The sequence below is a fragment of the Vibrio sp. Isolate32 genome, assembly GCF_022397955.1.
GTDB lineage: Bacteria > Pseudomonadota > Gammaproteobacteria > Enterobacterales > Vibrionaceae > Vibrio.
Genome location: NZ_JAKEUQ010000016.1, coordinates 1 through 11,376 on the forward strand (window position 1 = coordinate 1; position 11,376 = coordinate 11,376).

The window sequence follows — 11,376 nt, forward strand, 5'->3', positions numbered from 1 at the left end:
AGGTGTGGTGGGCACAAGTACAGGAGAGTGGAATTAAGCCATTGCAAGAGTTCGCACGAAAACTGAGTCCTTATCTTCACGGCATTATCGCATCGGCAAGTTATCCGCTTAACACCTGCACATTGGAAGGGATAAACAACAAGATAAAACTAATCAAGCGAATGGGATATGGGTATCGAGATACAGACTACTTCTTCTTGAAGATAAAAGCGGCTTTCCCCGGAAAGCCGCGATGAACCTTTTTTATTAAACTTGGTATTCTCTAAGCTACAGACTCGCTCAGTGCAGGCTCAAGCACTGTCTTTTGTTGTTTCTGCCATTTATCCACGACTAGCGCAGCAATCATGTCACCTTCTACGTTGACCGCAGTACGGAATGTATCCAGCGGTCGTTCAATGATCAGTAAGATCGCTATCGCTTCCAGTGGGATACCTGCCGCCAATAGAACAAGCTGCATGCCAGACATAGACCCAGATGGCATACCCGGTGCCCCCACAGAAGAGACCATCGCCATAATGAAGATCATCACCAAGCCTGAAGTCGTGAGATCCACACCAAACAGTTGAGCCAAGAAGATTGCCGCCACCCCTTCGAAAAGTGCCGTACCATCCATGTTCATCACCGCGCCAAGTGGCAACACCATACTACTTGTACTTTGCGATACGCCGAGCTTTTCTTCCGCACTCTTCATCGCCAATGGCAAGGTCGCAGAGCTTGATGACGTTGCAAACGCCATCGCCATCGGTGCCGAGATACCTTTGAATAGTGTGCTAAGAGGAATCCCAGTCATCACCTTCGCAATGGTCGGTAAGACAATCGCTCCGTGAATCAAAGTCAGCACAAACACAAGCAAAGCAAACAGTGCCAATTGCTCAAACAGTGATTCACCACCACGAACGGTAAAATCGAGAACAATGGCAAAAACCGCGAGCGGTGCTAAACGAATTATCCAACCAACAATGGTATTGATGCTCTTGTTTAAGCCATTAAGCACCTCAAAAATCGGGTGTTTTTCTGGCAATGAAGAAAGTAGAGCAATACCCAACATAAATGAGAACACAACAATCGCGAGCAAGTTACCACTGGTTAATGCCGCTACCGGGTTCACTAATGCCATGCTAAACAGCTTGCTGGCAATCGCAGCTCCACCTGCCGCATCTTCGCTGATAAGCTGAACATCGTCTCCAATCGTAGCAACACTGGTCAAAGGCTCCCAAGCAGGTAACAGCAGTGAAGCACCCAAGCCCAAAGAGATGGCTATCAACGTCGTGAAGCTATAGAAAAGTACGGTATTGCGTCCAATCTGCTTCAATCGAGTTATCGAACCAATGCTTGTTATGCCTTGCAATAACGAGAATAAAACCACTAACCCAACGACCATTTTTAGCAAGCCGATATAGGTAGTTTTGCCAAGCATTAAGAACTGATACCACCCCGTTTGGGTAATGCCAGAGGTTGAAGCAATAAGTTGTGCAAAAAGCCATGCAAGCAAAGCAGCTAGCATTAACTGTAGAGGTAAAGAGTGGCGAAGTTTAGTCAACATAAGGACAATTCCAGTAACCCTGTAGGGCAATTCAGATACCTTTATTAAAGGGAAACACCTTTAATAAAGGCATGCTTTGGTAAAGCATGCCTAGGAAAAAATAAAGTCCGTTAGATTCAATCTAACGGACTTTATGAAAACCAAATGAGGTTTAAGATTTAAGGCTATTTATCCATGTGTAGAACAGTACGGATAGACTCGCCTTTGTGCATTAGTTCGAATGCTTCGTTTACATCTTCAAGACCCATAGTGTGAGTGATGAACTCTTGTAGTCCGAACTCACCCGCCATGTAACGGTTTACGATGTCTGGAAGCTCAGAGCGGCCTTTAACACCACCGAAAGCAGAACCACGCCATACACGACCGGTTACTAGTTGGAACGGACGAGTTGAGATCTCTTGGCCTGCACCTGCAACACCAATCACAACTGATTCACCCCAACCTTTGTGACAACACTCAAGAGCTTGACGCATCACGTTTACGTTACCGATACATTCGAATGAGTAATCAACACCACCGTCTGTCATCTCAACGATAACGTCTTGGATTGGCTTGTCGTAGTTCATTGGGTTAACGCAGTCAGTCGCGCCAAGTTGTTTCGCTAGCTCGAATTTGCTCTCGTTGATATCAACACCGATGATTTTGCTTGCACCAGCCATACGAGCACCGATGATTGCAGAAAGACCGATACCGCCTAGGCCGAATACAGCAACTGTGTCGCCTTTTTCAACTTTAGCTGTGTTCAGTACCGCACCCATACCTGTGGTTACGCCACAACCTAGAAGACAAACTTCCTCAAGAGGTGCTTCTTTGTTTACTTTCGCTAGTGAAATTTCTGGAAGTACAGTGTGCTCAGAGAAAGTAGAACAACCCATGTAGTGGAAAATTGGCTCACCGTTGATAGAGAAACGGCTTGTGCCATCTGGCATTAGGCCTTTACCTTGAGTTTCGCGAACCGCTTGGCAAAGGTTAGTTTTACCAGACTTACAGAATTTACATTCGCCACACTCAGCTGTGTAAAGTGGGATAACGTGGTCGCCAACTTCAACGCTTGTTACGCCTTCGCCAACCATTTCAACGATACCGCCACCTTCGTGACCAAGGATAGAAGGGAAGATACCTTCTGGATCGTCANTCACCGTTGATAGAGAAACGGCTTGTGCCATCTGGCATTAGGCCTTTACCTTGAGTTTCGCGAACCGCTTGGCAAAGGTTAGTTTTACCAGACTTACAGAATTTACATTCGCCACACTCAGCTGTGTAAAGTGGGATAACGTGGTCGCCAACTTCAACGCTTGTTACGCCTTCGCCAACCATTTCAACGATACCGCCACCTTCGTGACCAAGGATAGAAGGGAAGATACCTTCTGGATCGTCACCTGAAAGAGTGAATGCGTCAGTGTGACAAACACCAGTAGCAACGATACGAACAAGTACTTCGCCAGCCTTTGGCAGTTCAACGTCAACCGTTTCACGCTTTAGTGGCTCACCAGCTTTCCAAGCAACCATAGCTTTAGATTGGATATGAGTTTGACCAGGTTTGATTTCGATAGTCATGTGATATTTCCTATATTAGTCAGTCAACGTTGAGCTTGTTTGTTATCGCTCTCTCGTTTTGTTGAGGCTAGTATAGGTGTGAACATCTAATTTGATAATCCCATGTTTTTGAGAATTATTATTACATATTGGTAATAATTAAACTGTAAAGGTTAGTTCATCACCTGCACATAGAGAGTGCCTATGATGCAGCAGATGGTTGTATCCGCAGGCTTAGTCGTTTTCGATCGATTTCAGCACTTTACATGGGTTACCGACTGCAACCACATTAGCTGGGATGTCTTTGGTTACCACACTGCCTGCGCCAATAACGCTGTTTTCGCCAATAGTGACACCGGGGCAGATGATTACACCGCCGCCAAGCCAAACATTGTCGCCAACGTTAATCGGTGTGCCAAACTCTACGCCCTCTTCAACTCGGCCTTTCACATCGAGTGGGTGGCCTGCGGTCAGGATTTGAACGTTCGGACCAAGCAGCACATTGTCACCAATGGTCACTTCAGCCACATCCAAAATCACGCAGTTAAAGTTAGCGTAGAAGTTCTTACCGAGCTTGATGTTCGAGCCGTAATCACAACGAAATGGAGGTTCTAAATGCGCATTTTCACAGCCCGGAATGAGCTCTTGCGTCGCTGCTTCCCATTCGGGTGTGTCTGGAATACTGTTGTTGAGCTTTTGAAGCACCTTACGACATTCGATACGAGCGGAATAAAGCTCTTTATCCCAAGCCTGATAAGGTTCGCCTGCTAGCATTTTTTGTTTTTCTGTTTTCACGTTACTTACCTGTTCTCACATCAATTAGTTATTTTCATATTACTTATCTAGTTTCACATTACTTAACTAATGCTGGTCAATTCATCGACCAAAAACGCAATATCGCACATCTAAATAACGGTGAATAAGGAGTGTTGGAGCTTGGTTTAAGAGATGCGCAGCTCGTCACTTTTTGTAGGTGAAATATGAAATTCGATCAGTGCTAATTTAGCTTCGCTATCGAATCACGTAACACCAAACTGCCAGTGGTTTTGATGGTGGTCGCTTGCTCTGTTTCACCGACAATTTGGAGGATCGCCTTTTGCGTCATTTGCTCTAATGGCACACTGACAGACGTTAAGCTTGGCGTTAAAAACGCCCCCACTTTGCTGTTATCAAAACCAACGATAGAAACATCTTGAGGTAATGAATACCCAAGTTCGGTTAACGCCTTAATCGCACCAATCGCCATGTCATCATTTTCCGACAAGATAGCGGTGAATGTTGCTTTGCTTTTTACCAGAGCCTGAGCCGCGTGATAACCGCTCTCCATCGCCCAATCACCTTGAACAACCTTGGACTCATCCAATGCAATACCATGTTTAGTGAGCACATTTTGATAGGCTTGGTAACGCAGCTCATCGGTCGAAGAGCCAGCTTTACCACGAATCACTGCAATGTCTGTATGGCCTTGCTCGATGATGTGTTCAACCATCAAACAAGCGCTCTGATAATGGTCGGTGGTAATGGCATGATTAGGCTTCGACGGCATTTCTCGGTTGAGTACCAGAATCGGTGTGTCAGTGCTTTCGATGACCTTTGCAATCTCGCTTTCGGTTAAGCATTGCGGATAGATGATGATGCCCGCACACTTCATATCCAGCAGGAAGTTGATCGCCTTTCTTTCGTCTTCAGCGCTGTGTTTGCCATCGGTGATCACCAATTGGTGATTCGACTTTTCGCTATAAGAAGCCGCGTGATACATCAAGGAAGAAAAGTAAGGGCCATTGAACAACTCATTGGTGATTACAAAGCCGATGAAATTGGTCTTCTTGGTCGCCAATTGCTGAGCCAACAAGTTCGGTCGATAACCTGTTTCTTGAATCGCATCAAATACCTTTTTCACCACATCCTGGCGCACGATGTTCTTGCCATTTAAGACACGAGAAACGGTCGATTTAGATACGCCTGCGCGGTTAGCGACATCAAGCATGGTTACCATTGGCTTCTCTTCCTTTATAAAAAATTAGCCGACATAGGCCGACTAATTTAATGCTAATTCATGTTGCGCGTATCTTTATATTACGTAGAACGACACAGTAAGAGGCATTTTAAATAGTGGCACCGTTAGATGCAATCACGCCTTTGTACCACTCAAACGACTTCTTGCGCTTGCGCTCTAAAGAACCAGATTGATCGTTGTGCTTATCTACATAAATGAAACCGTAGCGCTTTTTCATCTCACCTGTGGTAAACGACACCAAATCGATACAGCCCCAAGGGGTATAGCCCATCAAATCGACGCCATCAATCGCAACCGCTTTTTTCATCTCTTTGATGTGGTCGCCAAGGTAAGCAATGCGGTAATCGTCATTAATGCTGCCATCTTCTTCAATGGTATCAACTGCGCCAAAACCGTTCTCAACGATGAACAATGGCACTTCATAACGTTCATACAGAGACGCTAAACAGAAACGCAAACCTGTTGGATCAATTGGCCAGCCCCAATCGCTCGACTTGATAAACGGGTTATCGACCGAGTTTTCATGACCGCCGTCCATCGCTTCTTCTGTCGATTGGTGAGAAGACGAATCTAATGTATTCGACATGTAGTAGCTAAAGCCTAAGTAATCGGCCTTACCTTCTTTTAGGATCTGCTCATCTTCTGGCTGCATTTCAATATTGAAGCCTTTGATAGCCCAATCGCGTTTTGCGTAGCTTGGGTAGTGACCACGTACCATGACATCAGAGAAGAAGTAGCGGTCACGCATCGCTTGCTGTGCCACCATAATATCTTCAGGCTTTGAAGAACGAGGGTAGAAAGGCACCATCGCACACATTGCACCAATTTGAAGATCTGGATTGATCTCGTGACCTTTCTTAACCACCAGCGCACTCGCAACAAACTGGTGGTGAACCGCTTGGTACATCGCTTCTTGCGGCTTTTCGCACTGTGGGAACTTCACGCCAGAGCATAACCACCCGAAGATGTCTGCCGAAGTGTTCATCTGGTTATTAATCTCGTTAAACGTCATCCAGTATTTCACTTTGTGCTGATAACGCTCCATCACCGTGGTCGAATACTTAACGAAGAAGTCGATCACCTTACGGTTCATCCAGCCACCATATTCGTTAGCTAAGTGATAAGGCATTTCAAAGTGGCTCAGTGTCACCACTGGCTGAATGTCGTATTTCAGGAGTTCATCAAACAAGTCATCGTAAAACGCTAACCCCGCTTCACACGGCTCGGCTTCATCACCATTCGGGAAAATACGTGTCCATGCGATGCTGGTTCGGAAACACTTAAAGCCCATCTCAGCGAATAACTTAATGTCTTCTTTGTAGCGGTGGTAGAAGTCAACCGCCACTTGGTTTGGGTAGTTTTCGCCATCGATCACGCCATCGGTGATTCGACGTTGTACTCCATGAGCGCCTGCCGTTAACACATCGACCACACTCACGCCTTTACCATTAGCATCCCAGCCGCCTTCTAGCTGATGCGCCGCAACCGCGCCACCCCATAAAAAATCGTTTGGAAATTCGTTATTCATACCATTACTCGCTACAAGTTATTCGTGAAAAAGATCAGGATTAGAGATGTGATTGCAACTCTGAAACCGATTTCAATAAAAGCAAAGATACAGATTGAAACCGGTTTCAGCAATAGTTAAACGTTCTTTTTGAACGAACCGCAAACTAATCAGAAGTCAGCGTCTCTATCAGTGATCTTCAAAATGCTGGTCGTGTTGTGATATTTTGAGTTCGAGCTCGCGCCGAAATAGTCTTCATAAAATCGTTTCAGCACTTCGAGTTGTTTGGTCCAAATTGCGATATGTTCAATCTTCATTTTGTTCACCTAAGTTTGATGTCTAACACTAGATTACTCATCAAATCAGGAGCAATAAACAGAACAGCATTCATCGAAACCGTTCCTATTTAGTGGGCTCGATCTTATTTCCATAAATGCACAGTATTGGTATCTATGTTTGTGTAAAAGTTATCTTTCCTCCATAGTCAGGGTTTTACACATTCTGAGATATACGCCGTGAATTTTTTAAAACTAATAACTCTCGCTGCGATATGGGGTGGTTCATTTCTTTTCATGAGAATCGCGGCTAGCCCTTTAGGTCCAGCAGTCCTAATTGAAGCCCGAGTTCTGTGCGCAGCAGTCACCCTACTCTTGGTTTCTTTTTATCTGAAAAGGGAGCTCTCTTTTAATACTCATTCGAAACACTTTTTCATTCTTGGATTGTTTAACACCGCGCTTCCTTTTTTGTGTTTCGCTTATGCCGCTCAAACTTTGAATGCTTCAACCCTTGCGATTTTGAACTCTACGGCACCGATATGGGCAGCAGTCATTGGGGCAATCTGGACGAAAACCGCACTTGAAAGAAAGGTATTACTTGGATTAGGTATTGGGGTAACTGGTGTAGGCGTGTTAGTTGGTTGGGATGCGATAAACATCGGCCAAGAAGCCATTGTTCCTATTTTTGCCGCGGTAATGGCCGCATTTAGCTACGGTATCGCCTCTAACTACACTAAAACAGCACCAAAAGTTGAAGCCTTTAATAACGCCCATGGCAGCATGTGGGCAGCCGTATTACTCGTGTTGCCGTTCGTCTTCTTTTTTCCGATAAGAGAAGCACCCGACCTCACAATCACAACATCGGTTATCTTGTTGGGTGCGATTTGTACTGGATTAGCGTACCTACTGTATTTCAATCTCATCTCTGAACTCGGCGCACCTTCGGCACTCTCGGTAACTTTCTTAGTCCCGGTTTTTGGTATCCTTTGGGGTAGTTTGTTCCTAGACGAAGCAATCGGCATTAATACCATTGTCGGTTCTATTCTAGTTATCACTGGCACCATGTTAGTCACTGGCTTATCCCCTGTTCAGATGATGAAAAATGCGCGCCAAAAGAGAAAACGAAAAGCGGGATAAGCAGATACAGAAACGGCCTCATTTAGAGGCCGTTTTTACATGCGTATCTTTTGAACTCAGCTGGTCTCAGACTTCTTCATGTATTGTTGGATCTTGTCTCTTAACCACTGGTGAGCCGCATTCAAATCGGTTCTTTTATGCCAGATCATGTATTGCTGCATAGGCAAAACCTCGAATGGCTGATCTAGCACCTGAAGCTGGAAGGGTTTCGCAAACTGATTGGCAAAATCACGCGACATACTGCCCACACAGTCCGAGCCCGATGCCAACACACACATGGTCATTAGTAAATCACATTCCGCACCGACCTTTCTTTGCTTAAGCGGCGATTTAGTAAAGTAGTCAGCGGTGTATAAACGCGTTCGACGCATTCGGAAAGTAATGTGCTTTTCAACATCGCTCACAGCTGCTCTCCATGTTCACTTGTGGCCGTATTCAACATACGACAAGGTTTAGTCTTGAACCTTCACTTTAATACAACTTCACACATAACTGTTCGTGATGTGTTAGCGAACGAACATGACGATTGAAAACCTACTCGATTACTTAGCAGTAAAAGTGGATTCGCTAAAGGCGAAAGAAACACCATTTACGGCGAATATTCAGCTACCTGATGTGAAAGAGTTCTACTACGTTGAAATGTCTAACGGTAGCCTAAACAACATTCAAGTGAACGAGCTACAAGACGCCGATACGACACTTACCATCAATAAGTCTGACGTGTCTAACATCGTGCTTAAGAAAACAAGCCTTGGCAAACTGTTAGAAGACAGGCAAGCAGGCGTGAAAGGTGATAAGACATCGCTTAACAAACTGCTGTCTTCACTGACAGAAGCTGACACCTCTTTTGAGATTGTACCGCGTCCAAATAAAGGCTCAGAAGTTGATGCAGAGCTATACCAAGATTCAGCTGTGCACGCTCATTAAACTCCGGATACACTAAATAAAAACAACAGCAGTTAGCTAGAAAAACGTTCTATAAAGAACATAAAACAAGCCCCTACCTTTTGGTCGGGGCTTTCTTATTTGTTGTCAAAAAGTGCTTTTTGAACACTACTGAGCTTGCCCGTTTACTTCACAATCCCAATAAGAAGGTGAACCATAATATTGAACAAAGTAGTCGATAAATACGCGAACCTTAGGTGCAAGCAACTGCGCACTCGGATATACCGCCCAGATAGCAGCCTCATCTTTTAAAGGATAATCCGGCAACACCTCAACAAGCGAACCTTCTGCGAGCTGCTTGTATGCTATCCAAGTCGCACACATGGCGATACCCAAACCATCAACGCACACATCTCTAACGGCTTCACCGTGATCAACGCGAATAGCGCCTTTCTTCTTGATGGTAATATCGCCTTCTGGAGTATTGAACGTCCAACCTTCCAAGCCAGTTTGGTTGATGCATTGGTGTTGCTTGAGGTTTTCTGGTGTTTTCGGATGGCCATGAGTTGCCAGATATTCTGGCGACGCACACAAAATACGTTTATCAGTAGAGAGCTTACGAGCTATCAGGCTTGAGTTTTGTAGCTCCGCATTACGAATCGCCACATCAAAACCTCCATCGACCAGATCGACGATCGAATCACTGAGTGAAATGTCCACCAACAGATCGGGATACTTAGCTAAAAAACCTTTCAAAGCAGGCATAACATGCATTCGACCAAATGAAGAAGGTGCAGATAGTCGCAACACCCCTTTGGGCGATTCATTACCAGTTCCAACAGAGGCCACACCCGCTTCGACACTCAAAAGAATTTGCTTGGCGTGTGGAAGAAAGGCCATCCCCTCTTCCGTGAGAGAAACCTTTCTTGTTGTCCGATGCACCAACCGCACACCTAAGCGCTCTTCGAGCTTGCCGATATGAATGCTCGCTACCGGAGGAGATAAACCCAATTCTTGACCGGCTTGGCTGATATTGTGCGTTGATGCAAGCCGCATAAATAATTTTAAATGTTCAATATTCATCAGTTCTGACTAGTCTGTGCTGAGTGCAGATTGGTCATTGGCGACGACTGCACTGTGGATAATGTGAGTTTTAATATAGGCATTGATTTTGAACCATGCAAAAGCACCTGCTAGCACATTGGAGATTGTCGCTCCAATAACGGCATTCACCATATCGCCAGTTATTGACCCCATCCATAGGGCTGGAATATAAAACACAAACAAACGAGAGAAAGAGACACTCAACGCTTTGCGAGGTACACCCAACGCATTAAAGACCGATGCAACCAACATACAAAGCCCAAGTGGCCCATAACTAAACGGTATAAATAGTAAAGTCACTTCAAACCAACTGCGAATGCTTTGTTCGTTTGAAATGATAGGAATGATCCAACGACTACTGATGGCCAACAAAAGCGCCAACACACTGTGGAAAACCAATAAAAGCATCGCTGTCGTATTCAATAGCTCAGGGATTTTGAATCGCTGCTGCGCCCCTAGGTAACGACCAATCATTGGCGAAATGGACATCGTCAGAGCAAGAGAAAACACCAACATAAAGCTTTCAACACGAGCGAGTAAGCTCCAAAAAGCCATCTCAACGGTACCAATTCTCGCAATCAAAAACATTGAGAAGAACGCGCTCACTGCAGGTAAAATCTGATTGGCTGTAGTTGGAATTACCGTCTTAACCAACTCAATACCATAGCCTCTGATCTGATCATTACACGCGCCATTGAAGCCAAACCAACCTTTACCACGAGATTTGATCAACATGTAGATAGCACCGAAAGCGTAACCAATGCTCGATGCGATGGCCGCGCCCGCAATGCCCATATCCAATCCGAAGATCAGAATAGGATCGAGAATCAGGTTAATCACACTCGCAGCCAAAAACATGTTGCCTGTCGTTTTGGTATCACCGTTTGCTCGATAAACACAGGTGGCCAAATAAAGCACGGCAACGGTTAAAGCACTGAACAGCCACAGCGGCCAGTACACATTAAAAATCGACAACATGGATTGGTATTGAGCGTCGGAAACATCATTCACAAACGACGCAAAAACAGAATCACCAAAAACAACCAAGCCTAAGCAGAGCAATGCAATCACCAAGACACCAAACCCGATCGACAGCGTGGCAATCGACGTGGATTTACGTTGATCTTTAGCTCCTACAGCTTGAGAAATAATGGACGTTGCCGCGACACCGATTCCCACTTGAACACCGGTAAACGCCGCTTGGAATGGCAAGGTGATACCGTGAACCGCCAACTCATTCACCCCAAGCTGACCAATAAAGACCGAATCAACCAACTGCACCATCATAATCGCAAACACACCAAGCGTCAGTGGCAGTGTTTTCTCAATGATAGTTTTCAAAGTCGCGGATCGCATCTGCATTAGTCGGTTC

At 45.2% G+C, this 11,376-nt stretch carries 8 protein-coding genes and 5 pseudogenes; 3 read left to right on the forward strand and 10 right to left on the reverse strand.

Going from position 1 to position 11,376, the window contains the following annotated elements; all coding sequences use genetic code 11:
- Positions 1 to 236, forward strand: a 236-nt coding sequence (locus L1D11_RS13035; protein ID WP_239834753.1) for a transposase, incomplete at its 5' end; no start/stop codon positions are given.
- Positions 237 to 262: 26 nt separating this feature from the next.
- On the opposite strand, the gene L1D11_RS13040 is transcribed toward L1D11_RS13035, so the two are convergent.
- The 7 genes and pseudogenes from L1D11_RS13040 to L1D11_RS13070 form a co-directional block, all read right to left on the reverse strand.
- Positions 263 to 1,543: a dicarboxylate/amino acid:cation symporter gene (locus tag L1D11_RS13040; protein ID WP_239834798.1), complete on the reverse strand. Its 1,281-nt coding sequence runs from the start codon at positions 1,541 to 1,543 to the stop codon at positions 263 to 265.
- Positions 1,544 to 1,707: 164 nt separating this feature from the next.
- Positions 1,708 to 2,676: pseudogene (locus L1D11_RS13045) on the reverse strand (S-(hydroxymethyl)glutathione dehydrogenase/class III alcohol dehydrogenase); the annotation flags it as partial.
- 4 nt (positions 2,677 to 2,680) lie between these two features.
- A pseudogene (locus L1D11_RS13050) lies at positions 2,681 to 3,100 on the reverse strand (alcohol dehydrogenase catalytic domain-containing protein); the annotation flags it as partial.
- Positions 3,101 to 3,313: 213 nt separating this feature from the next.
- Positions 3,314 to 3,874 (reverse strand): sugar O-acetyltransferase, encoded by a 561-nt coding sequence (locus tag L1D11_RS13055; RefSeq protein ID WP_239833393.1) that lies wholly within the window; start codon positions 3,872 to 3,874, stop codon positions 3,314 to 3,316.
- Positions 3,875 to 4,076: 202 nt separating this feature from the next.
- Positions 4,077 to 5,075 (reverse strand): LacI family DNA-binding transcriptional regulator, encoded by a 999-nt coding sequence (locus tag L1D11_RS13060; protein WP_239833394.1) that lies wholly within the window; start codon positions 5,073 to 5,075, stop codon positions 4,077 to 4,079.
- A gap of 109 nt (positions 5,076 to 5,184) precedes the next feature.
- Entirely contained in the window at positions 5,185 to 6,624 is a 1,440-nt protein-coding gene (locus L1D11_RS13065) for a 6-phospho-beta-glucosidase (RefSeq protein ID WP_239833395.1), read from the reverse strand.
- Positions 6,625 to 6,812: 188 nt separating this feature from the next.
- A pseudogene (locus tag L1D11_RS13070) lies at positions 6,813 to 6,920 on the reverse strand (glyoxalase); the annotation flags it as partial.
- 198 nt (positions 6,921 to 7,118) lie between these two features.
- Between L1D11_RS13070 and L1D11_RS13075 the strand changes: the two are divergent.
- Positions 7,119 to 8,015, forward strand: a complete 897-nt coding sequence (locus tag L1D11_RS13075) for a DMT family transporter (protein WP_345772749.1) — start codon at positions 7,119 to 7,121, stop codon at positions 8,013 to 8,015.
- A 56-nt stretch (positions 8,016 to 8,071) separates the two neighbouring features.
- On the opposite strand, the pseudogene L1D11_RS13080 reads toward L1D11_RS13075, so the two are convergent.
- A pseudogene (locus L1D11_RS13080) lies at positions 8,072 to 8,407 on the reverse strand (LysR substrate-binding domain-containing protein); the annotation flags it as partial.
- A gap of 108 nt (positions 8,408 to 8,515) precedes the next feature.
- On the opposite strand from L1D11_RS13080, the pseudogene L1D11_RS13085 reads away from it, so the two are divergent.
- Positions 8,516 to 8,942 (forward strand): annotated as a pseudogene (locus tag L1D11_RS13085) (alkyl sulfatase C-terminal domain-containing protein); the annotation flags it as partial.
- Between the two features lie 126 nt (positions 8,943 to 9,068).
- Here L1D11_RS13085 and L1D11_RS13090 read toward each other — a convergent pair.
- Together L1D11_RS13090 and L1D11_RS13095 are read right to left on the reverse strand one after the other, a co-directional pair.
- The gene (locus L1D11_RS13090) at positions 9,069 to 9,983 is read right to left on the reverse strand and encodes a LysR family transcriptional regulator (protein ID WP_239833397.1); all 915 of its coding nucleotides are present in this window, start codon (positions 9,981 to 9,983) and stop codon (positions 9,069 to 9,071) included.
- A 9-nt stretch (positions 9,984 to 9,992) separates the two neighbouring features.
- Complete coding sequence (locus L1D11_RS13095) at positions 9,993 to 11,366, reverse strand: MATE family efflux transporter (RefSeq protein WP_239833398.1); 1,374 nt, start codon at positions 11,364 to 11,366, stop codon at positions 9,993 to 9,995.
- Between the last annotated feature and the right edge of the window lie 10 nt (positions 11,367 to 11,376).

Excerpts from the sequence above, each read along its gene's own strand:
- L1D11_RS13040 (WP_239834798.1), bottom strand. The coding sequence starts at position 1,543 with ATGTTGACTAAACTTCGCCACTCTTTACCTCTACAGTTAATGCTAGCT.
- L1D11_RS13065 (WP_239833395.1), bottom strand. The coding sequence starts at position 6,624 with ATGAATAACGAATTTCCAAACGATTTTTTATGGGGTGGCGCGGTTGCG.
- L1D11_RS13095 (WP_239833398.1), bottom strand. The coding sequence starts at position 11,366 with ATGCAGATGCGATCCGCGACTTTGAAAACTATCATTGAGAAAACACTG.
- L1D11_RS13060 (WP_239833394.1), bottom strand. The coding sequence starts at position 5,075 with ATGGTAACCATGCTTGATGTCGCTAACCGCGCAGGCGTATCTAAATCG.
- L1D11_RS13090 (WP_239833397.1), bottom strand. The coding sequence starts at position 9,983 with ATGAATATTGAACATTTAAAATTATTTATGCGGCTTGCATCAACGCAC.